This is a genomic window from Nonomuraea sp. 10N515B (assembly GCF_052245915.1).
Taxonomy (GTDB): domain Bacteria; phylum Actinomycetota; class Actinomycetes; order Streptosporangiales; family Streptosporangiaceae; genus Nonomuraea.
Window position 1 is genome coordinate 82,204 of the sequence record NZ_JBQQBQ010000023.1, and the last position, 24,171, is coordinate 106,374.

A 24,171-nucleotide genomic window follows, 5' to 3' on the forward strand; every position below is an offset into this window, starting at 1 on the left:
CCGACCACATCTGCCCAGGGGAACGGCACATCAACCGGCTGCCGCGCCCCAGCGGTCGTCAGGGCCGCTTGCGGAGCAGGGCCAGGAACATGGCGTCAGTGCCGTGCCGGTGCGGCCAGAACTGGGCGTGCGGGCCGTCTCCCAGTCCGTCCACCTCAGGCAGGTAGTCCCGGGCGTCGAGCTGCTCGGCGTCGTCCCTGCGCCCGATCACGTCCCCCACCACGACCCGGGTCTCGGCCAGGTGCGGCGAGCAGGTGACGTACGCCACGACTCCACCGGGGCGTGCCGCGTCCAGCGCCGCGCCGAGCAGCCGCCGCTGCAGCCTGCCGAGCTCGGCGATGCCGGACGGGTCGCGCCGCCACCGCGCCTCGGGCCGCCGCCGCAGCGCTCCCAGCCCGGTGCACGGCGCGTCGAGCATGACCCGGTCGAACACGCCCGGCCGCCACGCGGGCTCCGTCCCGTCCGCCGTCACCACCGACGCGTGCCGGGTGGTCTGCCAGACCAGCCGGGCCCGGTGGTATTGCACGTCGGCGGCGAGCAGCCGGGCACCGCCCTGGAACCCGGAGGGATCGCCGTGGGTGGCGATGGCGTCGAGCAGGCCTGCCTTGCCGCCGGGCCCGGCGCACATGTCGAGCCACAGCTCCTCGCCCTCCCGCTCGACCGGCGCCCGGGTCAGGGCGAGCGCCACCAGCTGGCTGGCCTCGTCCTGCACGGCGGCACGCGTCCCGGCCACGGCCTCGATCCGCCCGGGATCGCCTTCGGGCAGGTAGGCGGCGTAGGGGGAGTAGCGCCCCGGAGTGGCGCCCGCGTCTTGGAGCTCCTTGACCGAGCTGCGCCCGGGGCGTGCGACCAGCGTCACCAGCGGCCGGGCGTTGTCGGCGTCGAGCAGGTCGGCCAGCTCGCCGTCCCCGCCGAGCGCGTCGCGGAAGGCCGTGACGATCCACCGTGGATGGCCGTAGGAGACGGCGAGGTGGCCGACGGGGTCGTCGGCCGGGTCCGGCGCGACGATGGGCAGCCAGTCCTCGAGCGCCCTGGACGCGATCTTGCGCAGGACGGCGTTGGCGAACTTGGCCGCGCCGGGGCCGACGCGCAGGCGTACGAGGTCGACGGTGGTGCCGACGGCCGCGTGCGGTGGCACGCGCATGCGCAGGAGCTGGTGTGCGCCGAGCCGCAGGGCGTCGCGTACGTCGGGGTCGGGCGTGCGGTCGCTGCACAGCTCGATGATCGCGTCGTAGGTGCCGAGGCCGCGCAGCGTCCCGTAGGCGAGCTCGGTGGCCAGCGCGGCATCACGGCCCTTGATGCCGCGGTCGCGCAGGAGGCGAGGGAGCAGCAGGTTGGCGTAGGCGTCGCGTTCGTCGACGGCGCGCACAACGTCGAAGGCGGCGTTGCGGGCGGGGTCGCGCGGCGGTCTGCTCGGCCCACGCGAGCGTCCTCCGCCACCGCCACCGCCCGCGCCACCGCCCGCGCCTCGGCCCGCACCGCCGCCCGCGCCTCGGCCGCCGGCCGCATTCCGGCCCGCACCGCCGGCCGCGCCTCTGGTCCTCATAGCGTCAGACTTCCCCGATCGGGTCACTCAAAGGTCTCTTTGCCCTCCGGGCGGACTCCCCGAGCCCACTCCACGGCCCCCATCAGCCGCTTGCCCTGCGGCTGCACCTCACCCAGCCGCACGGCTTCGGTGGCGGTCCCGACCAGCACGGTCGTCTTGGTGACGGCGACCTCACCGGGCGCCAGCCGCTCACCGGGAACCGGCACGACCGGCCCCAGCTTGATCCGATGGCCCCTGAACTCGCTCCACGCGCCGGGGTTGGGCGCGCAGGCCCGGATCAGCCGGTCCACGTGCATGGCGGGCTTGGCCCAGTCCACCCGGGCATCGTCCACGTTGATCTTGGGAGCGATGGTCACACCGTCCGCCGGCTGCGGCCGTGCCTCCAGGGCGCCGTCCTCGACGCCGTCGAGGGTGGCCGCGAGCAGCCCCGCCCCCGAGACGGACAGCCGCTCGAGCAAGGTCCCGCTGGTGTCGGTGGTGCGGATCTCCTCGGTGACGACACCGTAGACGGGCCCGGCGTCCAGCTCCTTGACGATCTGGAACGTGGTCGCGCCGGTGATCTCGTCACCGTGCAGGATCGCGTGCTGGACGGGCGCGGCGCCGCGCCAGGCGGGCAGGATCGAGAAGTGCAGGTTGATCCACCCGTGGCGGGGCACGTCGAGCGCGGACTGCGGCAGCAGCGCCCCGTACGCCACCACCGGGCAGCAGTCGGGCTCCAGCGCGCGCAGCCGGTCGAGGAAGACCGGGTCACCGGCCTTCAGCGGGCGCAGCACCTCGATGCCCGCCTCCTCGGCGAGCGCGGCCACCGGCGACGGGTGGACCTTGCGTCCCCGCCCTGACTGTGCGTCGGGGCGGGTGACGACGGCCACCACCTCATGCCGCGGCGAGTCGATCAAGGTGCGCAGCGACGGCAGGGCCGTCTCCGGTGTGCCCGCGAAGACCAGACGCATGCTCTCAGAGCGCCTTTCCGCCGGTCGCGTGCGGCGAGTATTTGACCACGGGGGCGGACACGCCGCTCCACTCGGCCTCGCGGACCGCCTTCATGGCCAGCTTGCGTTGCTTGGGGTCCATACGGTCGATGAACAGGATGCCGTCGAGGTGGTCGGTCTCGTGCTGGAAGCAGCGGGCCATGAGGTCGGTGCCCTCCAGCACGACGGGCTCCCCGTGCATGTCGAAGCCCTTGGCGACGGCGCGGATCGCGCGCGGCGTCGGGAACGACAGGCCGGGGAAGGACAGGCAGCCTTCCTCGCCCTCCTCGTCCAGCTCGGACGACAGGTCGAGGTCGGGGTTGATCAGGTGGCCGAGCTGCTCGTCCACGTAGTAAGTGAACACCCGCAGGCCGACGCCGATCTGCGGGGCCGCGAGGCCCGCGCCGGGCGCGTCCATCATCGTGTCGGTGAGGTCTTTGACCAGCTTGCGAAGCTCCTTGTCGAAGTCGACGACCGGGGCCGCCGGGGTGCGCAGCACCGGGTCTCCGAACAGCCGGATCGACTGGATCGCCAAGGGGTCACTCCGTTTCTCGCACGTGGATCAGCCCAGTTTAGTGTGCTCGAGCGACCGGGCCTTCATCGCGGCTTTGCGGGCCGCCTTGACCACCGCCTGATCGTCATGGGCGGCGGCCAGCATGTCGAGCACGGCGACCGTGTCGGGGTGACCGACCCCGGGCATCGCGGCGACGAGCTTGATCAGGTCCTCCCCCGGCTCGGGCGGGTCGAGCCGGCCCGCGACGGGACCGGACAGGTGCATGAGGGCGGACAGGGAGTCGACCGCGATCCACGTGTGATCCTCAGGGCTGAGCGGCGGCGCCTCCAGGTCGCGGATGTGCAGCCAGGAAGCGGCGTAGCGGCGCGTCATCGGATGGTCGAGCGCCTGCCTGACCGGCGCCTGGGCCTCCGGGCCCAGCTCCTCCAGGATCGCGCCGACCGCGCCGCGCTGGCCGGCCGTGCCGGACGCGGCGATCTCGATCAGGTCGCGGGCGGCGGACTCCGGCGGGCGGCGCTCCAGCCAGCCGGCGACGGCGCTCTGCGTGGCCGAGCCCTTGACGAGCGCCTCGACCAGCTCGGCCGCCGACAGGTCGGCGAACACCTCCACTTCCTCCGTGGTCGGCGCGTCGTGCCCTTCGCGCAGCAGATCGCGGCGGATGGCCCAGACCCCGAGCGGGGTGAGCGCGGTGCGGCCCGCGGCGGTCTGCTCGACCATGCCGCAGTAGGTCAGCAGCGACAGCGCCTCCAGCAGCTCGGCGGGCAGCTCGGCGGCGATCCTGCGCATCTCTACGGGCCCGGGCGCGCAGGCGACCTCGTGGGACTGCAGGATGCCCCTGGCGAGGTTGGCGGTGGCCACGCCGGAGCGCACGGAGTAGATCGTGGCGAGCATCTCGGCCAGGTGGCCGTCGACCACGGCCGAGCCGGTCAGGCCCTCGTCGGCGCGGTCGAGCACGTCCATGACGACGCCGTCCCAGAACTCCAGCATCGCCTCGGCCGTGAGATGCGTCGACAGCGGCCCGCGGGAGGCCCGGCCGCCGGCGATCCGCAACAGCCCGGTGTTGACGGCGACGATCCAGACGAGCCTGAGCCGGGCGGCGGGCAGAGCGAGCTCATCGGCGGCGGCCGCCGCGTCGGCCTCGCGGAGATGCCCGTCGGCGCTCACCTCGCGGGCGCCCGTCCATGTGGTGAGCCTGATGGCGTCGGCCACGAGCGGCACCGTGGGCACTGTCGCGGCCAGCTCGGCGTCGGGGGCCAGCAGGACCGGCGGAAAGGTCAGCGCCTCGTGCTCCCCCGCGGTAGGCTCCTCAGCCGGCTGTGGCGGCACAGCGGCCTGCTCATCGATCAGCTTGCGCAGCTCGGAGAGGTCGAAGACGTTGTTGGCCACTCACGAAACTTACTGCACAGGAGTCACAGGGGCGTACTCAACGGATGGCACGGGAGCGGGCTTTGAACGCGGCCTTGCGTGCCGCCTTGGCGACCGTGCCGTCGGGGATGGAGCGTCCGAGCAGCTCCAGGACCTCGACGATGTCGGGGTGGTCGACCCGCCACATCTCCTCGATCATATGGGCGGGCGGGCCGGAGGCGGCCATGTTCTCGGCGAAGATCTCGGGGTCCTCTTCGGCCGCCGGCATGGCCAGGGCGAGCATGTCGACGCTGACCCAGAGCAGCTCCTCCTGGGTGAGCTGCGGGGCGGACAGGCCGCGGGCGGCCAGCCAGTGGATGACGTGCGGCCGCAGCTCCTGGTCGTCCAGGTAGTCGCGGACCTGGGGCTCGGCTTCCGCGCCGAGCCGGTCGACGATGGTGACCGCGATGCCGCGGGCCACGGCGGGCGCGCCGGAGGCGGCGGCCAGCAGCTCGCCGGCGGCCTCGCCGGCCGTCCTGCCGGTCAGCCAGCGGCTGATGTCGCCCTCGGCGAGCTCGGCGGGCACGCCTTCGAGCAGACTCTCGATGAGGGCGAGCGCGTCGGCGGCGGCGAGGTCCGGGGCTTCGGGGGCGTCCAGGCCGAGCGACAGGTAGTGCTCGCGCAGTGCCCAGACGGCGAGCGGGGTGAGCTCGGTCTCGTCGCCCGCGACCTTGATCATGCCGCACCAGGCCAGCCGGTCGAGCACAGCGGCCAGGTCGAGCTCGCCTTCGCCGGCGATCTCGTCGAGGTAGTCGCCGATCACGGTGACGGGCACGCGCACCTGGAGCCGGTAGAGCATGTCGAACAGGTCGTAGAGACCCTCGTCGACCTCGGTGCTGCCGGTGATCGCGCCGCGCGTGTCGCGGTCGAGGATGCGGGCGACGGCCTCGGCCCATTCGCGCAGCGGCTCGCCGGTGCGCGGCAGGGGCCGCTCCCGCAGCATTGGCACGGTCCTGAGGGCGGCGAGGAGCTCCTCCGGCGAGGCCAGCCTGGCAGGCGGCAGCGGCGCGCAGCCCGGGCAGTCGCAGGGCGCGTCCAGATCGCCGCCGAGGTCGGGCAGCTCGCCGGACGGGATGGCGATCGACTGCTCGAGCGACTCCGGGCCGATGGAGCTGAACAGGCTCTTGGCCATGCCGAAGTTGGCGGGATCGGCGAGCGCCTCGGACATGCGCGGCTCGATGTCGTCGAGCCGCCCGCGCATCCGTGCCGCGAGCTCCTCGGGCACCGCGCCTGCCTCGCTGAGGTAGCCGACGAGGGTATGGGCGGCCGCGATGGTCTCCGACGCGCTCTCCGGAGGCGTGATGACCTTGCGCGGGTAAATGGATAGCAGCAGCTCGTCGAAGGTTTCCGGAGTGAAATCGCCGAGTTCGTTGACGTTGAGGTAGTCGCTGGCGTAGTCGCAGAGGAGGCGGACCTCGTCCGCATCGACCTCGACATCCCGCGCGCGGCCCCAGGCACGCAGATCGTCGATGGCCTGGTTCACCCATTCGATCGACACATGGGCACGCTAACGGCTGGTCTCCAGATGAGCGAATCGGGGAAATGGTTTAAATCAGGTCGAGGGGGTCGACACTCACCCTCACGACATCTGGTGTTTTGCGCGCCGCGCGTACTCCGCTGGCCCCTTTCAGCGCGGCGGCCAGCGCGGCGCCGCCGTTCCTGCGCACGCGGATCATGGCGCGTTCCTGGCCGGCGTCGTCGACGGCGACGGGGCCGAGCACCTGGGCGTCGGCCGGGAGGCGTACCTCGTCGAGCATCTGCCTGACCGCGCTCGCCGCGCCGGTGAGCGTCGCCATCCTGACCGCGGGCGGGAAGCCCAGCTCGGCGCGGTCGGCCAGCTCGCGCTCGGCGTGGGTGACGGGGTCCCACCGCAGCAGGGCCTGTACGGCGGGCAGTGCGGCGTCCGCCAGCACCACCAGTTCGGCGGCGGGGCGCAGGAGCGCGGCGGCGTTCATCCAGCGGCGCACGGCCTCCTCGCCGGCCCGCAGGTCGGCCCGGCCCAGCAGGGCCCACCCATCGAGCAGCACGGCGGCCGCGTAGCCGCCTTCTGCCACGGGTTCGGCGCCGGGCGTGGCGACGACCAGGGCTCTGGTGGCGGGCACGGAGGCCAGCACGCCGTCGCGGCCGGACGTGCGCACCTGGACCGAGGGGAAGGCCCTGCCCAGCTCCTCGGCCGTGCGCCGGGCGCCGACGACCACGGCGCGCAGGCGCGGGCTGCCGCAGGAGGGGCACCGCCAGTCGGCGTCCACGCGCCCGCACCAACGGCAGTAGGGGGCTGCGTGGCCGCCTCTCAGCGCGAGCGGCCCGTGACAGAACGCCGCCGGGTCGGCATGCCCTCCCATGGACGCCACGCCCTCGCCCAACGGCCCCATGGACGCCGAGCCGCCACCCAGCGGCCTCGCCGCGCCCGACCCGCCTAGGGACTCCGGCGCGCCCGCCTCTCCCAGGGACGCCGCCCCACCGGCCCCGCCCAGGTGCATCGGGCCACCCGCCTCTTCCCGGGACACCGGACCTCCCGGAGCCGCCGATCCATCCGCCCCTCGCCGGGACGCCGGACCTCCCGGAGCCGCCGGTCCACCCGCCCCTCGCCGGGACGCCGGACCTTCCGGAGCCGCCGGTCCACCCGCCCCTTCTCGGAACGCCGGACCTCCCGGCCCTCCCGGAGCCGCCGGTGCATCGCGGCCGCCCTGGGACGCCGGGCCGTCCAGCCCTCGGGGGGCCGCCGGCTCGTCCGGCCTTCCCGGGGTCCCTGAGCCGCCCAGCCGTCCTCGGGACTCCGGACCGCCCGGCCCTGCCGGGGGCCGGGCGCCCGGCCCGCCTTGAGGCGCCTGCGCGGGTGGAAGGCGCGACGGCTCCTGGCCGCCCCGGCCTCCTGCGGGAGCGGGATTCACCTGCAGCGCCAGGGGAACGTCCAGCGTAAGACCGCCCGAGGGCCCGACCAGCGGGAGCGCCGTCGGGAAGCCCGCGCCGGCGCTGCCGCCGAGCGGGACGGCCGCCGCCAAGAGCCCCGGGGCCATGCGGGTGGGCGGAAGGGTGCAGCGAGCGGGGGCGCGGCAGTGGCGGCAGGCGAGGGCGGGCAGATAGCCGCGCCTCGGGACCTGGACCAGGACGGGCCCGCTCTCCAGCCCCTGGCGCAGGGCCCGCCACGCGAGGCTGGGCAGCCTGGCCAGGCGGGCGGCCTGGTCCTTGGCGAGCTCGGCGTCCTCTCCCGCGGGCCGCACTCGTGGGGCGAGGCTCCTGATCGTCGCGCGGGCCGCCACGATGGGCCTGGCCCAGCGACTGGCGATGAGCTGCGTGGCCTCGGCCGTGCGGGCGTATCCGCCGATCAGCATCGCCGCGCCGGTCCTGTGCGCTCTGAGGCCGAGGACCTCCCGGGCGTGCGGGTAGGGGGCCAGGCGCTCGGCGTGCAGGTCGTCGCCGTCGTCCCAGATGGCCACCAGGCCGAGCTCGGCGACGGGGGCGAACATGGCGGCGCGGGTGCCGACGACGGCGCGTACCTCGCCCCTCAGCACCTTCAGCCACCGCCTGTAGCGCTCGGCGGGACCCAGGTCGGCGGTGAGCGCCACATGGCTGCCGGGGCTGAGCGCCCGCGCGAACTCGCCGTCGGCCAGCGCCACGTCCTTGCCGTCGGGGACGACGACGACGGCTCCCCTGCCGCCGTCCAGCGTCGCCCGCACCGCCTCGGCCATCGCGCCGGCCCACCCCGTGGCGCCGGGCAGGGCGGACCACACGGCCCGGGGCGCGCGCCCCTTGTGGAGAGCGTCCAGGAACGAAGGGCCGCTCGGGTACGCATCCCAGGCGCTCCCGCCCTGCGCCGGCACGGCCGACCGGGGGGCGGCGTCCTCCGAGGCGGCCCGCGCGTCCGGCTTGGGCGTCTCGCCCTCGGCCCTGGCGTGGCGCGGCGGGACGGCGAGCCGCAGCACGTCGATGAGGGTGCCTGCGTACCGGTCGGCGACCGCTCTGGCCAGCCCGGCGATCTCCGGCGTCAGCACCCGCTCCGGGGAGACCACGCGTTCGAGCGGCGTCAGCCGGCCCTCATGCTCGCTTTCCTCGATCCGCTCCAGCAGGAACCCGTCGGCCAGCTTGCCCGCGAACCGCACCCGCACCCGCACGCCCGGCTGTGCCGTCTCGTGCATGGAGGCGGGGATCAGATAGTCGAAGGGGCGGTCGAGGTGCGGCAGGGGGTTGTCCACGGCCACCCTGGCCACCGGCCGCTCGGGAGCGGGGACGACGGCGCCCTTCGTGTCCTTCGGCGACGCTGGGGGCCGCACGGCGTCGAGCGGCAGTAGGGCGTCGTCGGAGTCGGTCACGACTAACGTCTACCAGACGCCACCACCCGCAACGCCCGGACTTCGCGCCCGGGCACCCCACATCGCTCCGCCCACCTGCCCCTCGCCGACCATCTGGCCGCCAGGAACCGGCCACTCGCCGACCACCCGGCCGTCAGGAACGGCCACCCTCGCCGACCACCCGGCCGTCAGGAACGGCCACCCTCGCCGACCACCTGCCCGTCGCCGGACGTTCGCCCCGAGCCGCACAGCACGAAGCCGCGCCGCACCGATGTCGGGAGGTCCCCGGAAAAGACCCGGCCAACCGGCTGCCATAGCGGCATATCCCAAACACCCACAAGCCCCAGGACACCATCGAACGGGCCGGCCGACCCGCGGTCAGACCGAAAAAGCCCAGAGGCGTCCCATCATGCGAAGGCGACGCCTCTGGGCGACAAGACAGAGCGGGGTGTCAGAGGCCGGCGGCGGTCCGCAGGGCCTCGGCACGATCGGTGGACTCCCAGGAGAAGCCCTCACGGCCGAAGTGCCCGTAGGCGGCGGTCTCGGAGTAGATCGGCCGCAGCAGGTCCAGATCCCGGATGATCGCGGCCGGCCGCAGGTCGAACACCTGCAGCACGGCGGCCTGGATCTTCTCCACCGCCAGCTTCTCGGTGCCGAAGCACTCCACGAACAGGCCGACCGGCTGAGCCTTGCCGATCGCGTACGCCACCTGCACCTCGCACCGGTCGGCCAGACCGGCGGCCACGACGTTCTTGGCGACCCAGCGCATCGCATATGCCGCCGAACGGTCCACCTTGGACGGGTCCTTGCCGGAGAAGGCACCGCCACCATGCCGGGCCATGCCGCCATAGGTATCGATGATGATCTTGCGGCCGGTCAGCCCCGCGTCACCCATCGGCCCGCCGATCTCGAAGCGACCGGTCGGGTTGACCAGCAACCGATAGCCATCGGTGTCGAGGTCGAGGTCCGCGAGCACCGGATCGACCACGTGCTCCTTGATGTCCGGCGTCAGCATCTCCTTCAGGTCGATCTCCGCCGCGTGCTGCGTCGAGACGACCACGGTGTCCAGGCGCACCGGCAGGTCACCGTCGTATTCGATCGTGACCTGCGTCTTGCCGTCCGGACGCAGATAGGGCACCGTGCCGGACTTGCGCACCTGCGACAGCCGCTGCGCCAGCCGGTGGGCCAGCGTGATCGGCAGCGGCATCAGCTCGGGGGTCTCGCGGCAGGCGTAGCCGAACATCAGGCCCTGGTCGCCCGCGCCCTGCCGGTCGAGCTCGTCGATATCGCCGTCCACGCGGTGCTCGTAGGCGTCGTCGACGCCCTGGGCGATGTCCGGCGACTGGGCGCCGATGGACACCGACACGCCGCACGAGGCGCCGTCGAAGCCCTTGTAGGAGGCGTCGTAGCCGATCTCCAGGATCTTCTCCCGGATGACGCCGGGGATGTCGACGTAGGTCTCGGTCGTGACCTCGCCTGCGACGTGAACCTGGCCGGTAGTGATCATCGTCTCGACGGCGACCCGGCTCTTGGGGTCATCCTTGAGCATGGCGTCGAGAATCGCGTCACTGATCTGGTCGGCGATCTTGTCCGGGTGGCCCTCAGTGACCGACTCGGAGGTGAACAGGCGACGTGACAACTCAGTGGCTCCTCATGCAGCGGCTGCTGACGAATTCAAGGCCCCGGACACAGAGACACATGCCAGGGCTTCGCCGAAGTCTAGCCCTACCCGGTGCCGGGTCGTGAAACCGACACTACTTCTCTCCCCGATCACAGGTCGGGGAGAGGATCGGGAGGCAGGGTCTCCGGGGCGAAGACCTCCGCGTCGGCGGCCGAGACCACCGCCGCGTACTCCTCGTCGAACTCGAACGCCACCGAGCCCAGCTCGATGATCGGCCCAGGCAGGATGGGACCAAGCCTGGTGTGCCGGGGGTACTCCGCGAACACCGACACCGGCCGGTCGCTCTTGAGCGTTCTGGTGGCCAGCACCGCTATGGACGCGTCCGTGACCACAATCAGGAAATGCCCCGTTCCCGCCGCACTTGAGGCTAAAGCCGGGAAGACGTACTGGATCTCCCCTTGGTCCCCGAGCAATGTCCTACAACGATCCCTGACAGCGGAACCCACCGGCATTCTGTCCCCCTTCTAGCCAAGTATCCGCAGGCGTCCGGGGGTGTTGCAATATCTGATCGGGTAATCGGTCTTGCACTATTTGTACGATCTACGTCATATGCGTCGTACGCCGTCCGCGCTCAGCCGAGGCGTGCGGCGACCAGATCCCAGACGGCGTCGGCGACGTCCTCCTTGGGCCCGAGCGGCACCTCGACCGGCTCTGCGCCCGCGACGAGCACGGTGGCCGCGTTGTCGGGGGTGCCGAAGGCCAGCCCTTCCCCCACGCGGTTGACGACCAGCAGGTCACAGCCTTTGCGCGCCAGCTTGGCCTGCCCGTTGGCGAGCACGTCGTGCGTCTCGGCCGCAAACCCGACGATCACCAGCGGGTATGCCCCGGACCCCGGCCCGAGCTCGGTACGGACGCTGCCGTCCGAGTGCGGGCGGCCACCACCGAGCGCCGCACCGTCCGCCTCCCCCACCCGGAGGGCGGCGTCCCGCGCCTGGCGACGCCGGCCCAGCTCGGCCAGGATGTCGGGGTTCTTGACCAGGCGGATGGGCTCCGGCTCCGCGTCCGTCTTCTTGATCTTCGCCTCGTGCCGCGCCGCCGGCCGGAAGTCGGCCACGGCCGCGGCCATCACCACCACATCGGCGTCGTCGGAGGCGGCCAGCACCGCCTCACGCATCTGGGCCGCCGACTCCACCCGCACCACGGTGGCCCCGGCCGGATCGGGCAGCGCCACGTTCGCGGCCACGAGCGTCACCTCGGCGCCTCGCGCGAGCGCCGTGCGGGCCAGCGCGTATCCCTGCAGGCCGGAGGAACGGTTGCCGAGGTAGCGGACGGGGTCGATCGCCTCACGGGTGCCGCCGGCGGACACCACGATCTTGCGCCCGGCCAGGTCACGCGGCCGGCCGCGCAGCACGCGCAGGCAGACCTGGAAAATCTCGGCCGGGTCGGGCAGGCGGCCGGGTCCCGTGTCTGCGCCGGTGAGCCGCCCGACGGCCGGATCGATCACGAGGGCGCCGCGCTCGCGCAGCGTCGCGACGTTGGCGCGGGTGGCGGGGTGCTGCCACATCTCGGTGTGCATCGCGGGCGCGAACACGACCGGGCACGTCGCGGTCAGCAACGTGTTGGTCAGCAGGTCGCCGGCCAGCCCATGCGCGGCCCTGGCCAGCACGTCGGCGGTCGCGGGCGCCACCACGACGAGGTCGGCCTGCTTGCCGATCCGCACGTGGGGCACCTCGTGAACGTCGTCCCACACCTCCGCCGACACGGGGTTGCCCGACAGGGCGGCCCAGGTGGGCGCGCCCACGAACTTGAGGGCCTCGCGGGTCGGGACGACCCGCACCTCGTGCCCGGACTCGGTGAACAGGCGCAGCAGCTCACATGCCTTGTAAGCGGCGATGCCGCCGCTGACGCCCAGGACGACCTTCATCGAAGGGGTCAGACCGCGCCTTCGATGGGCTCGGCGTTGAGCAGGCCCTCGGAGACCTCGCGCAGGGCGATGGACAGCGGCTTCTCCTGGGCGTGCGTCTCGACCAGCGGGCCGACGTATTCCAGCAGACCCTCGCCGAGTTGGGAGTAGTAGGCGTTGATCTGACGAGCGCGCTTGGCGCCCATGATCACCAGGGAGTATTTGCTGTCGACGATGTCGAGCAGCGCGTCGATCGGCGGGTTGGTGATGCCCTCCGGCGCCGCGGTGGTGCCTGCCACGATGGTCAGACCTCTCGTTTGGTGGTTGTCGTGACCCCCTGAGGGTCAGTCATCAAGGCTATCAGCCGGCGGCACACATCCTGGACGCTCGTGTTGACCAGCGTCAGGTCGAACTCCGATTCGGCCGCCATCTCGATCCGCCCTGCCTCCAGGCGGCGCTCGATGACGTCCTCGGGCTCGGTGCCGCGCCCGCGCAGCCGCTTCTCCAGCTCCTCCCAGGAGGGCGGAGCCAGGAACACCAGCAGCGCGTCCGGCATCGTCCTGCGCACCTGCCTGGCGCCCTCGAGGTCGATCTCGAGGACGGTGGGCACGCCCTCGGCGAGCTTCTTCAGCACGGCCTCGCGCGGTGTGCCATAGCGGTTGCCCGCGAACTCCGCCCACTCGAGCAGCTCGCCGGCCTCCACCAGCCGGTCGAACTCCTCGCCGTCGACGAAGAAGTAGTGGACCCCGTTGACCTCGCCGGGCCGGGGCCTCCTGGTGGTCACCGAGACCGACAGCCACACCTCAGGGTGTGCCCGCCGGAGCTCGGCGACGACCGTGGACTTGCCGACGCCGGACGGTCCTGAAAGGACCGTCAGCCGCCGTTCGCTCATGGGCAGGAATCCGACCTCCATCCCCGGTCCGATCGCCTCGTGGGCACTGACCTCGCCGGACCAGGACCTGTCGGTCACTTCCTACCCCCAATGAACCTGCGCTTTCGTGTGGAACAGAGATTAGCTCTCGTTGCCACCGAACTCGCGCTCGAGGGAGGCCCTCTGGTTCGCACCGAGCCCCCGCACGCGGCGGGACTCGGCAATGGCAAGCCGCTCCATGAGCTGCTTGGCGCGGACCTTGCCCACGCCGGGGAGCGATTCCAACAAAGCCGACACCTTCATCTTGCCGATGACGTCGTCGGTCTGCCCATCCTTGAGCACCTCAGCCAGAGAAACCGCGCCATGCTTGAGCCGGTTCTTGACCTCGGCACGCTCTTTACGGGCCTTGGCAGCCTTCTCCAGGGCTGCGGCGCGCTGCTCAGGGGTCAGGGGAGGAAGAGCCACGCCGGGTCACCTCGAATTTCTGTCGATGTACTCGGACGGGAAGGGAAACTAGCTGGTCATCGCCCCCTAAGCAACGTCAAGCGCGGTTTCTCTGCCCACAAAATCCACTTCATCACTCTGCGCGATCGCAAAATCACACAGTGCCGATCAAATCGCCCTCACTTCCGGGTTCGCGCGTCGGCGCGCGACGATGTCGCGAAACGCAACGATGATCGCATTCCAGCCATCGCCCGATGTCCGAAACCCACCCCGGACCAGGCCCGAAATATCGATCAAGGCTTGCGTACGATGCATGTGGATCTTGCCTTCGAGACCCGCTATGATCTTGCACGCGGGGCTCGTGGCGACCCCGCGACGCCTTGTCGCCTCACCACGGCGTCGGTCAAGGACGCGTTCGTCACGGCGAGCACCGCGTGAGCCTTCACGACCGGCCATGACGGACGGCAACGGGGTACGGCGCGTGCGGGCAAGGTGGCTTGCCGTAAAAGATCTTCTGCCGAGTACGGCCGGCACCCCGCCGACGAACCCCGGCAAGCGACGACCGCGCCTCCAAGGCGCGGAACACCGCTTGCCGCGGGAAGGATCGGCGCGCCCGGCGAGGCCCGGTCGCGCACGGCCCCCAGAGGCACGCAGAACGCCCGGGCCGCGTCCGGCTGATGCGGACGAAGCCGGCGCCGCGTCGGGCGCCGGGTCAGGTGCCGGGTCAGGTGCCGGGTCAGGTGTCGCGTCGGGTGCCGGGTCAGGACGCGCGGCGGAGGGAGGCGGCGATGGCGGCGGCCGTGGCGCCCGGGTCCGGGGAGCCCGTGATGGGGCGGCCGATGACGAGCAGGTCGGCGCCGTCCGCCAGTGCCCGCTCAGGCGTGGCCACCCGCATCTGGTCCTGCGTGGCCGCCCCCGCGGGCCGCACGCCGGGCGTGATGAGCGTGATGCCGCCCCCCACCTCGGCCCGCACCGCCGACACCTCGTTGGGCGAGCACACGAGCGCCGTAGCGCCCGCCTCCACCGACAGGGTGGCCAGGCGGCGCACCGCGTCGTCGGCGGGGCCGAGGAGCCCGATGCGGCCCAGGTCGGCCTCGGTGAGCGAGGTCAGGATCGTCACCGCGGCGATCTTGGTGTTGGGCGCGGATTCCACGGCGGCCCGGATCATGGCGGGTCCGCCGGCCGCGTGGACCGTGAGGATCGACGGCCGCAGCCGGGCGACGGCGCGGGCGGCGCCGGCGACGGTGTTCGGGATGTCGTGCAGCTTGAGGTCGAGGAATACCTGCACGCCGCTGGCGCCCCGCACGGAGGCGATCACGTCGGGGCCGTAGCGCAGGTAGAGCTCCAGGCCCACCTTCACCGTGCTGACATGGGGTGTCACGAGGGCCGCCCAGTGGGCGGCGGTCTCCAGGTCAGGAGCGTCGAGGGCGACGGCGATGGGTGCGGGAGTCAAGAGGTGCTCTCCTCGGTGTCGACGAGCAGGTGCCGGGGAGCGCTCCCCGGCGGCCGGTGGGCCAGCCCCACGGCGTCGGCGAGCCGCTGGAGCCCGCGAGCCCTCAGCAGGTCCTCCAGCTCGCGTTCGATGCGCAGGCACGCGTACGGGTCGTGGAACAACGCGGTGCCCACACCGACCACACAGGCGCCCGCCAGCACGAGCTGGAAGGCGTCCCTGCCGCTCATCACCCCGCCGATGCCGATCAGCGGCACCCCGGGCAGCGCGGCGTGGACCTGCCACACGCACCGGACGGCCAGCGGCAGGACGGCGGGCCCGGACAGCCCGCCGGTGACGGCGGCGAGCGAGGGCCGCAGCGTCTCGGTGTCGATGGCCATGCCCAGCGGATTGTTGATCATGGAGAGCGCGTCCGCGCCGGCGTCCACGCAGGCCCGCGCCACCGCGACGATGTCGGCCACGTCGGGCGCGAGCTTGGCCACGACCGGCACGTCGTAGCGCATGATGGAGCGCACGGAGGCGATCACCTCGGCCGCCGAGCTGCCCTCGCGGGCGAAGACCCGGCCGCGGTCCTCCATGTTCGGGCAGGAGAGATTGACCTCCAGCGCGGTCACCCCGGGCGCGTCGGCGAGCCTGCGGGCCAGCTCGGAGTATTCGGCGACGGTGCCGCCGCCGATGGACACGATGGTCTTGATCCCCCGCTGGGCCAGCCAGGGCAGCTCCCGCTCCAGGAACACCTCGATGCCCGGTCCCTGCAGCCCCACGGCGTTGAGCATGCCCGACGGCGTCTCGGCCATGCGCGGCGTGGGCCGGCCGGCGCGCGGCGCCATGGTGATCGAGCGGGTGGTGAGCGCCCCGAGCCGGTGCAGGTCGAAGAACTGGGCGAGTTCCCGCCCGGAGGAGGCGCACCCGGCGGCCGTGGTGATCGGGTTCGCCAGCTCCACATGCGCCAGAAATGTCCGCATATCAACTGACATGTCGTGCACCGCCTCCGGGGGCGCCGAGCGCGTCGAACGGGATCGTTCCCACGTCCTCGAACCGCACCCGCTCCCCCCGGAACACCGGCCCCTCAGCGCATGCCCGGACCATCCTGGTGGCCCCGTCGTCCCCGATGACCGGGATCACGCACGTCATGCACACCCCGATGCCACAGGCCATCTGCTCCTCGACCGCCACCTGCACCGGAATGTCGAACTCCATCCCCACCGCCGTCACGGCCCGCAGCGTCTCCATGGGCGCGCAGGCATAGACGGCGTCCGCCCGCGTGTCGGCGATCACCGACGGCAGCGCGTCGGTGACCTTGCCGCGCAGCCCGAGCGAGCCGTCCTCGGTCGTCAGCGTGGTGGTCTCGGCGATCCTGCGGGCCCGCATGGCGCCGAAGACCCGCTCGGCCCCGGCCCCGCCCAGCACGAAGTCCACCCGGCAGCCCCGCGCCAGCAGCGCGTCGGCCAGCGGGAAGAGCACGGCGGAGCCGTACTCGGAGCCGACCAGGACGCAGTGCACGGGGTCTCGCGGCAGCGGAAAGGGCCGGCCGAGCGGCCCGACCAGGTCGAGCGTGTCGCGGGCGCGCCGCTCGGCCAGCCAGCCCGTGCCACGCCCGCCGGCGGTGAAGACGAGCTCGACCGTGCCGCCGTAGTCGGACTTGACGTCGTGGATGGAGAACGCGCGGCGCGTCACCATCGACGTGTGGGCACCGCCGACGGCCACGGAGACGAAGTGACCGGGGCGGAAGCGCTCGGCTATGCCGGGCGCCACCACCGTCAGCGCATGGTAGGCGTCGACCCGGCGCGTCGTCAGCACCGTGCCCGTCACCTGCACCGGAGTGCCGGCCAGTCGTCTTCACCTCCCGTGCGGTGTCAGCCCCGCAGCGCCTGCGCGTGCTCCTGGAGAGACCGTACGCCGACGTCGCCGCGCACGATGGCCTGGATGCCCGCCGCCGCCGCGGCGAGTCCCGCCACCGTGGTGATGCACGGAACGCCGCGCAGCACGGCCGCGGTGCGGATGTCGTAGCCGTCGAGGCGCGGCCCCGACTGCCCCGGGCTGCCGAAGGGCGTATTGATGATCAGGTCGACCTCGCCATCGAGGATGGCTTGCACGCTCGTACGCTCACCTCCGGGCCCGGGCCCCTCGCTCTGCTTTCGCACGATCTTGGCATGGACGCCGTTGCGGCGCAGCACCTCGGCCGTGCCCTCCGTGGCGAGGATCTCGAAGCCCAGATCCGCGAGCGCCTTCACCGGGAAGATCATCGCACGCTTGTCGCGGTTGGCCACGGATACGAACGCGCGTCCCTTCGTGGGAAGTTCGCCGTAGGCTCCGGCCTGCGACTTGGCGTAGGCGATCCCGAAGAACTCGTCGATGCCCATGACCTCGCCCGTGGAGCGCATCTCCGGCCCCAGGACGATGTCCACGCCGTGGAACCGGTTGAACGGCAGCACCGCCTCCTTGACCGCGATGGACGCGTCCATGGGCAGTGTGCCGCCGTCGCCGGTGGCCGGCAGCATGCCCTCCTCGCGCAGCTCGGCGATCGTGGTGCCGAGCATCACCCGGGCCGCCGCCTTGGCCAGCGGCACCGCCGTGGCCTTGGACACGAACGGCACCGTACGGGATGCCCGCGGGTTGGCCTCCAGGACGTAGAGGACGCCGGCGGACATGGCGTACTGGACGTTGAGCAGCCCGCGTACGCCCACCCCGCGGGCGATGGCCTCGGTGGCGGCGCGGATGCGCTTGATGTCATGGCTGCCGAGCGTGATGGGCGGCAGCGCGCACGCCGAGTCGCCGGAGTGGATCCCGGCCTCCTCGATGTGCTCCATGACGCCGCCCAGGTAGAGCTCCTGGCCGTCGTAGAGGGCGTCGACGTCGATCTCGATGGCCTCGTCGAGGAACTTGTCGACCAGCACCGGGTGGCCGCCCTCCTGGGCCGCCATGTAGGTGGTGAGCGTCTCGTCGTCGTACACGATGGCCATGCCGGCCCCGCCCAGCACGTAGGACGGGCGTACGAGCACGGGGAAGCCGATCTCGTCGGCGATCTCGCGCGCCTCGGCCACGGTCAGCGCGGTGCCGTGCTTGGGCGCGGGCAGGCCCGCCTCGGCCAGCACCCGCCCGAACGCGCCGCGTTCCTCGGCCAGATGGATGGACTCCGGCGAGGTGCCCACCACGGGCACGCCGGCGTCCTTGAGCGCCTGCGCCAGGCCCAGCGGCGTCTGGCCGCCGAGCTGCACGATCACGCCCGCGACCGGGCCGGTCTGCTGCTCGGCGTGCACCACCTCCAGGACGTCCTCCAGGGTGAGCGGCTCGAAGTAGAGCCGGTCGGAGGTGTCGTAGTCGGTGGAGACCGTCTCGGGGTTGCAGTTGACCATGACGGTCTCGAACCCGGCCCTGGCCAGCTCGAACGAGGCGTGCACGCACGCGTAGTCGAACTCGATGCCCTGCCCGATGCGGTTGGGCCCGGAGCCGAGGATGATGACCTTCTGCCGCTCCCCGTAGGGAACCTCGCTCTCCTCGTCGTAGGTCGAGTAGAGGTAGGGGGTCTTGGCGGCGAACTCGGCGGCGCAGGTGTCCACGGTGTTGTAGACCGGCCGCAGGCCCAGCGCGTGCCGCAGGTCACGCACCCGCGCCTCGTCGATGCCGCGGATCTCACCGATCTGCGCGTCGCTGAAGCCGTGGTGTTTGGCCCGCTGGAGCACCTCGGCGGTGAGCTCGGCCGCCTCCGCGACCTCTCGCGCCTCCTCGTCGATCAGGAAGAGCTGGTCGATGAACCACGGGTCGACGTTCGTCGCCTCGAAGAGCTCCTCGAGCGTGGCGCCGGCGCGGATGGCCTGCTGCATGGTGCGCAGCCGCCCGTCGTGCGGGGTGCGGCACGCCTCCAGCAGCTCGTCCTTGGCGCCGGGGTCACCCGCCCAGGTGAAGGACGAGTCCTTCTTCTCCAGCGACCGCAGCGCCTTCTGCAGCGCCTCGGGGAAGGACCGGCCGATGGCCATGGCCTCACCGACCGACTTCATGTGCGTGGTGAGCGTCTGGTCGGCCCCGCGAAACTTCTCGAACGCGAAGCGCGGCACCTTGACCACGATGTAGTCGAGCGTCGGCTCGAAGGAGGCCGGGGTCTCCTTGGTGATGTCGTTGGGGATCTCGTCGAGCGTGTAGCCGATGGCCAGCTTGGCCGCGATCTTCGCGATCGGGAAGCCCGTGGCCTTGGAGGCCAGCGCCGAAGACCGGGACACGCGCGGGTTCATCTCGATGACGATCATGCGGCCGGTGCTCGGGTCCACCGCGAACTGGATGTTGCAGCCGCCGGTGTCCACGCCGACCTCGCGGATGACCGCGATGGCGACGTCGCGCATGTTCTGGTATTCGCGGTCGGTCAGGGTCAGCGCGGGCGCGACGGTGACGCTGTCGCCGGTGTGCACGCCCATCGGGTCGATGTTCTCGATAGAGCACACGATGACCACGTTGTCGTGCTTGTCGCGCATGACCTCGAGCTCGTACTCCTTCCACCCGAGGATCGACTCCTCCAGGAGCACCTCGGTGGTCGGCGAGGCGTCGAGCCCGGACCCGGCGATGCGCCGCAGGTCCGTCTCGTCGTAGGCGAATCCCGAGCCGGCGCCGCCCATCGTGAACGACGGCCGGACGACCAGCGGGTAGCCCAGCTCGCCCGCGGCGGCCAGGACCTCGTCCATCGAGTGGCAGATCAGCGACCTGGCCGACTCGGCGTTGAGCCCGTGCTCGCGGGCGACCTTGGCGACGATCTCCTTGAACCGCTCGCGGTTCTCGCCCGCCTGGATCGCGTCGAAGTCGGCGCCGATCAGCTCGACCTCGTACTTCTCCAGCACCCCGGACTCGTGCAGCGCGACCGCCGTGTTGAGCGCGGTCTGGCCGCCCAGCGTCGGCAGCAGCGCGTCGGGCCGCTCCTTGGCGATGATCTTCTCGACGAACTCGGGGGTGATCGGCTCGACGTAGGTGGCGTCGGCGAACTCGGGGTCCGTCATGATCGTCGCCGGGTTGCTGTTGACCAGGATGACGCGGAAGCCCTCGTCCCGCAGCACCCGGCACGCCTGGGTGCCCGAGTAGTCGAACTCGCACGCCTGGCCGATCACGATCGGCCCCGACCCGATCACCAGGACCGACCTGATGTCCTCACGCTTGGGCACGGCTCATGACCTCACAGAACTCATCGAAAAGGTAGGCGGCGTCGTGTGGGCCTGCCGCGGCCTCCGGGTGGTATTGGACGCTGAAGGCCCGCCCGTCGAGCAGGCGCAGCCCCTCCACGCAGCGGTCGTTGAGGTTGACGTGGCTCACCTCGGCCGGCCCGTACGGGGTGTCGAACGGCCCGTCGAGCGGGGCGTCCACCGCGAACCCGTGGTTGTGGGCCGAGATCTCCACCTTCCCGGTCCGCACGTCCTGCACCGGCTGGTTGACCCCGCGGTGCCCGTAGCGCAGCTTGTAGGTCGACAGTCCCAGGGCCCTGCCGAAGATCTGGTTGCCGAAGCAGATCCCGAAGAACGGCACCCTGGCCTCCAGCACCTTCCGCAGGGCGGAGACGTCCACGGTGGCCGGGTCGCCGGGCCCGTTGGACAGGAACACCCCGTCCGGCTCGACCGCCATGATCTGCTCGAACGTGGCGTCCGCCGGCAGCACGTGCACCTCGCAGCCGCGCTCGGCCATCCGGTGCGGCGTCATGCCCTTGATGCCGAGGTCCACGGCGGCGACGGTGAACTTCTTCTCCCCGATCGCCGGGACGACGTAGGGCTCGGTGGTGGACACCTCAGGGGCCAGCGCGGCTCCCTCCATGCGGGGCGACTGCCGCACCCGCTCCACGAGCTCCTTGACCGGCTCGCTGGGCGCCGTGAAGATGCCGGCGCGCATGGCACCGCGCTCGCGCAGGTGGCGGGTGAGCGCGCGGGTGCCGGAGATGGCGATGCCGACGACGCCCTGCTCCTTGAGGTAGTCGTCCAGCGAGCGGTTGGCCCGCCAGTTGGAGACGATCCTGGACGGCTCGCGCACGACGTAACCGGCCACCCAGACCTGCCGGGACTCGGGGTCCTCGTCGTTGACGCCCGTGTTGCCGATGTGCGGCGCCGTCATCGCGACGATCTGCCGGTGGTAGGAGGGGTCGGTAAGGGTCTCCTGATAGCCGGTCATGCCGGTGTTGAAGACCATCTCGCCGAACGTCTCGCCGTCGGCGCCGTATGGAGATCCGTGGAAGACGCGGCCGTCTTCCAGGACGAGCACCGCTGTGTTCAAACCAGCTTCCCTTCGAGTACGGTCGGCCTGCCGCGCAGGAACGTGGCCACCACCCGACCGGGCAACGTCATCCCCTCGTACGGGGTGTTCCTGCTCTTCGACGCGAAGGCGGACGGGTCCACCTCGGTGCGCACGGACGGGTCGTAGAGCGTGATGTTGGCCGGGGCCCCGGCCTCCAGCGGCTGCCCCTGCCCGGCCAGGCGGCCGATGCGCGCGGGCGTGACGGACATGCGCTGCGCGAGGCCCGCCCAGTCCAGCAGCCCGGTCTCGACCATGGCCTCCTGGACCACGCTCAGCGCGGTCTCCAGGCCTACCATGCCCATGGCCGCGGCCGACCACTCGGTCTCCTTGTCCTCGACCGGGTGGGGCGCGTGGTCGGTGGCGACGATGTCGATCGTGCCGTCGGCCAGCGCCGCCCGCAGCGCCTCGACGTCGGCTCGGGTGCGCAGCGGCGGGTTGACCTTGTAGATCGGGTTGTACGCGCCCACCGGCGACTCCTCGACGAGGTCGTCGGTGAGCAGCAGGTGGTGCGGGGTGACCTCGGCCGTGACGTTCCAGCCCTTGGACTTGGCCCAGCGGATGATCTCGACCGAGCCGGCGGTCGACAGGTGGCAGACGTGCAGCCGGGAGCCGACGTGGGCGGCCAGCAGGCAGTCGCGGGCGATGATCGCCTCCTCGGCGACCGCGGGCCAGCCGGTCAGGCCGAGCCTGCCGGAGACGTCGCCCTCGTTCATCTGGGCGCCCTCGGTCAGCCGGGGCTCCTGGGCGTGCTGGGCGACGACGCCGTCGAACGCCTTGACGTACTCCAGGGCGCGGCGCATCAGCACCGCGTCGTCCACGCACTTGCCGTCGTCGGAGAAGACCCGCACGCGGGCGGCCGAGTCGGCCATCGCGCCCAGCTCGGCCAGGTTCCTGCCCTGCAGGCCGACGGTGACGGCGCCGACCGGATGCACGTCGCAGTGCCCGAACTCGCGCCCGAGCCGCCACACCTGCTCCACGACGCCGGCGGTGTCGGCGACGGGCGAGGTGTTGGCCATGGCGTGCACGGCGGTGTAGCCGCCGCGGGCCGCCGACTGCGTGCCGGTCTGCACGGTCTCGGCGTCCTCCCGCCCCGGCTCCCGCAGGTGCGTGTGCAGGTCGACCAGCCCGGGCAGCGCGATGGCACCCCGGCCGTCGATCACGAGATCGTCTCCGGCACCATCCACGGCGCCCGCGCCACCGTCCCTAGGACGGTCACCACTGACCGCGTCCGCCTGGGGGCCGGCGGGGATGATCGCGGCGATCACCCCATGAGCGACCCGGATGTCAACGAGCTCCCCGCCCAGAATCCGGACATTCTTAATGATCATGCGCTCTCTCCCCCGAGCAGCAGGTACAGGACGGCCATGCGGATGGTCACGCCGTTGGCGACCTGCTCCACGATCGTCGAGCGCGCCGAGTCGGCCACCTCGGCGGCGATCTCCATCCCCCGGTTCATCGGCCCGGGGTGCATGACGATCGCCTCGTCCGGCATCTTGGCGAACCGCTCCCGGTCCAGCCCGTAGCGCCGTGAGTATTCACGCTCAGAAGGGAAGTACGCGGCGTTCATCCGCTCCTTCTGCACCCGCAGCATCATCACCGCGTCCGACTTGGGCAGCACCGCGTCGAGGTCGTAGGACACCTCGCACGGCCAGCTCCCCACGGAGACGGGCAGCAGCGTCGGCGGGGCCACCAGTGTGACCTCGGCGCCGAGCGTGTTGAGCAGCAGCACGTTGGAGCGCGCGACCCGGCTGTGCAGGACGTCGCCGACGATCGTGACCTTGCGCCCTTCGAGCCCGCCCAGGCGGCGGCGCATCGAGAAGGCGTCGAGCAGCGCCTGCGTAGGGTGCTCGTGGGTGCCGTCGCCGGCGTTGACGACGCTGCCGCGCACCCAGGTGGCCAGGCGGTGCGGCGCGCCGGAGGCGCTGTGGCGGATGACGACCGCGTCGGCGCCCATGGCCTCGAGGGTGAGCGCGGTGTCCTTGAGCGACTCGCCCTTGGACACGCTCGACCCCTTGGCCGAGAAGTTGATCACATCGGCGGACAGCCTCTTGGCCGCCGCCTCGAACGAGATGCGCGTCCGCGTGGAGTCCTCGAAGAACAGGTTGACCACGGTGCGGCCGCGCAGCGTCGGCAGCTTCTTGATGGACCGTTCCGTCACCCTCGCCAGCTCCTCGGCGGTGTCGAGGATGAGCAGCGCGTCGTCCTTGGTGAGGTCGCCCGCGGAGATCAGATGCCGTTTCACCTGGCGTCCCCCTTCATGAGCAGCACGGCGTCGCGCCCGTCGATCTCCTGCAGGTAGACCTTGACCTTCTCGCTCTTGGCCGTGGGGAGGTTTTTACCGACGTAGTCGGCGCGGATGGGCAGCTCGCGATGGCCGCGGTCGACCAGGGTGGCGAGCTGGACGGCGGTGGGGCGGCCGAGGTCGTTGAGCGCGTCCAGGGCGGCCCGCACGGTGCGGCCGGAGTAGAGGACGTCGTCGACGAGGACGACGACCTTGTCGTCGATGCCGTCCGGCGGCAGCTCGGTGCGGCCGAGCGGCCGGGCCGGCTTGAGCCGCAGGTCGTCGCGGTACATCGTGATGTCGATCGAGCCGACGGGGATCTTGACGCCTTCGAACTGCTCGATGCGGTCGCCGAGCCGGCGGGCCAGCGTGGCGCCGCGGGTCGGGATGCCGAGGAGGACGACGTCGCCTGCGCCCTTGGTGCGCTCGAGGATCTCGTGCGCGATGCGGGTCAGCGCCCGGTGGACGTCCGGGGCTTCCAGGACGGCCCTGGAATCGGACATGGGAGTGGACACGGCGAAGCTCACCACCTTTCCCGCCTCACGGGACGGGTCTTAAAAGGGTGTTGGTCGGGACACACAGTACCAGGGGCTACCAGCCACAATGCGAGAGCCCTCCCGTG

General features: G+C 71.8%; 20 protein-coding genes. All 20 read right to left on the minus strand.

The genetic code is table 11. The features are described from left to right. Positions 1–58: 58 nt before the first annotated feature. The 20 genes from ACTWQA_RS30650 to pyrR all read right to left on the minus strand — a co-directional run bounded on the left by ACTWQA_RS30650 (position 59) and on the right by pyrR (position 24,052). Complete coding sequence (locus tag ACTWQA_RS30650) at positions 59–1,546, minus strand: RsmB/NOP family class I SAM-dependent RNA methyltransferase (protein ID WP_443162516.1); 1,488 nt, start codon at positions 1,544–1,546, stop codon at positions 59–61. Between the two features lie 23 nt (positions 1,547–1,569). Continuing rightward, complete coding sequence (gene fmt, locus ACTWQA_RS30655; protein ID WP_443162517.1) at positions 1,570–2,496, minus strand: methionyl-tRNA formyltransferase; 927 nt, start codon at positions 2,494–2,496, stop codon at positions 1,570–1,572. Between the two features lie 4 nt (positions 2,497–2,500). After that, on the minus strand, positions 2,501–3,049 hold the full coding sequence (def, locus tag ACTWQA_RS30660; protein ID WP_443162518.1) for a peptide deformylase: 549 nt from the start codon (positions 3,047–3,049) through the stop codon (positions 2,501–2,503). 27 nt (positions 3,050–3,076) lie between these two features. Continuing rightward, positions 3,077–4,414 (minus strand): hypothetical protein, encoded by a 1,338-nt coding sequence (locus ACTWQA_RS30665; protein WP_443162519.1) that lies wholly within the window; start codon positions 4,412–4,414, stop codon positions 3,077–3,079. A 37-nt stretch (positions 4,415–4,451) separates the two neighbouring features. Continuing rightward, entirely contained in the window at positions 4,452–5,930 is a 1,479-nt protein-coding gene (locus ACTWQA_RS30670; RefSeq protein ID WP_443162520.1) for a hypothetical protein, read from the minus strand. A 49-nt stretch (positions 5,931–5,979) separates the two neighbouring features. Next, a complete protein-coding gene (locus tag ACTWQA_RS30675; RefSeq protein ID WP_443162521.1) occupies positions 5,980–8,742 on the minus strand; it encodes a primosomal protein N' in 2,763 nt (920 codons plus the stop codon). A gap of 430 nt (positions 8,743–9,172) precedes the next feature. Continuing rightward, on the minus strand, positions 9,173–10,360 hold the full coding sequence (gene metK / locus ACTWQA_RS30680; RefSeq protein ID WP_443162522.1) for a methionine adenosyltransferase: 1,188 nt from the start codon (positions 10,358–10,360) through the stop codon (positions 9,173–9,175). Between the two features lie 131 nt (positions 10,361–10,491). Next, entirely contained in the window at positions 10,492–10,734 is a 243-nt protein-coding gene (locus ACTWQA_RS30685; RefSeq protein WP_443162523.1) for a hypothetical protein, read from the minus strand. Between the two features lie 239 nt (positions 10,735–10,973). Then, on the minus strand, positions 10,974–12,266 hold the full coding sequence (gene coaBC / locus ACTWQA_RS30690) for a bifunctional phosphopantothenoylcysteine decarboxylase/phosphopantothenate--cysteine ligase CoaBC (RefSeq protein ID WP_443162524.1): 1,293 nt from the start codon (positions 12,264–12,266) through the stop codon (positions 10,974–10,976). Positions 12,267–12,274: 8 nt separating this feature from the next. Continuing rightward, the gene (rpoZ, locus tag ACTWQA_RS30695) at positions 12,275–12,544 is read right to left on the minus strand and encodes a DNA-directed RNA polymerase subunit omega (protein ID WP_305919986.1); all 270 of its coding nucleotides are present in this window, start codon (positions 12,542–12,544) and stop codon (positions 12,275–12,277) included. A 5-nt stretch (positions 12,545–12,549) separates the two neighbouring features. Continuing rightward, on the minus strand, positions 12,550–13,158 hold the full coding sequence (gmk, locus tag ACTWQA_RS30700; protein ID WP_443162569.1) for a guanylate kinase: 609 nt from the start codon (positions 13,156–13,158) through the stop codon (positions 12,550–12,552). A gap of 99 nt (positions 13,159–13,257) precedes the next feature. After that, positions 13,258–13,581: an integration host factor, actinobacterial type gene (mihF, locus tag ACTWQA_RS30705; RefSeq protein WP_020541698.1), complete on the minus strand. Its 324-nt coding sequence runs from the start codon at positions 13,579–13,581 to the stop codon at positions 13,258–13,260. Positions 13,582–14,320: 739 nt separating this feature from the next. Next, on the minus strand, positions 14,321–15,013 hold the full coding sequence (gene pyrF, locus ACTWQA_RS30710; RefSeq protein WP_327583198.1) for an orotidine-5'-phosphate decarboxylase: 693 nt from the start codon (positions 15,011–15,013) through the stop codon (positions 14,321–14,323). Continuing rightward, positions 15,010–15,987, minus strand: a complete 978-nt coding sequence (locus tag ACTWQA_RS30715; RefSeq protein ID WP_305919984.1) for a dihydroorotate dehydrogenase — start codon at positions 15,985–15,987, stop codon at positions 15,010–15,012. The genes pyrF and ACTWQA_RS30715 overlap by 4 nt, the downstream gene beginning before the upstream one ends. Next, complete coding sequence (locus tag ACTWQA_RS30720) at positions 15,977–16,843, minus strand: dihydroorotate dehydrogenase electron transfer subunit (RefSeq protein ID WP_443162570.1); 867 nt, start codon at positions 16,841–16,843, stop codon at positions 15,977–15,979. Before ACTWQA_RS30720 ends, ACTWQA_RS30715 begins: the two co-directional genes overlap by 11 nt. A gap of 23 nt (positions 16,844–16,866) precedes the next feature. Continuing rightward, on the minus strand, positions 16,867–20,154 hold the full coding sequence (gene carB, locus ACTWQA_RS30725) for a carbamoyl-phosphate synthase large subunit (RefSeq protein ID WP_443162525.1): 3,288 nt from the start codon (positions 20,152–20,154) through the stop codon (positions 16,867–16,869). Then, positions 20,141–21,247, minus strand: a complete 1,107-nt coding sequence (gene carA / locus ACTWQA_RS30730) for a glutamine-hydrolyzing carbamoyl-phosphate synthase small subunit (protein WP_443162526.1) — start codon at positions 21,245–21,247, stop codon at positions 20,141–20,143. The genes carB and carA overlap by 14 nt, the downstream gene beginning before the upstream one ends. Then, positions 21,244–22,596 (minus strand): dihydroorotase, encoded by a 1,353-nt coding sequence (locus ACTWQA_RS30735; RefSeq protein WP_443162527.1) that lies wholly within the window; start codon positions 22,594–22,596, stop codon positions 21,244–21,246. The genes carA and ACTWQA_RS30735 overlap by 4 nt, the downstream gene beginning before the upstream one ends. Next, positions 22,593–23,510, minus strand: a complete 918-nt coding sequence (locus ACTWQA_RS30740; RefSeq protein WP_305919979.1) for an aspartate carbamoyltransferase catalytic subunit — start codon at positions 23,508–23,510, stop codon at positions 22,593–22,595. Before ACTWQA_RS30740 ends, ACTWQA_RS30735 begins: the two co-directional genes overlap by 4 nt. Then, entirely contained in the window at positions 23,507–24,052 is a 546-nt protein-coding gene (gene pyrR, locus ACTWQA_RS30745) for a bifunctional pyr operon transcriptional regulator/uracil phosphoribosyltransferase PyrR (RefSeq protein ID WP_305920063.1), read from the minus strand. The genes ACTWQA_RS30740 and pyrR overlap by 4 nt, the downstream gene beginning before the upstream one ends. Positions 24,053–24,171: the final 119 nt, after the last annotated feature.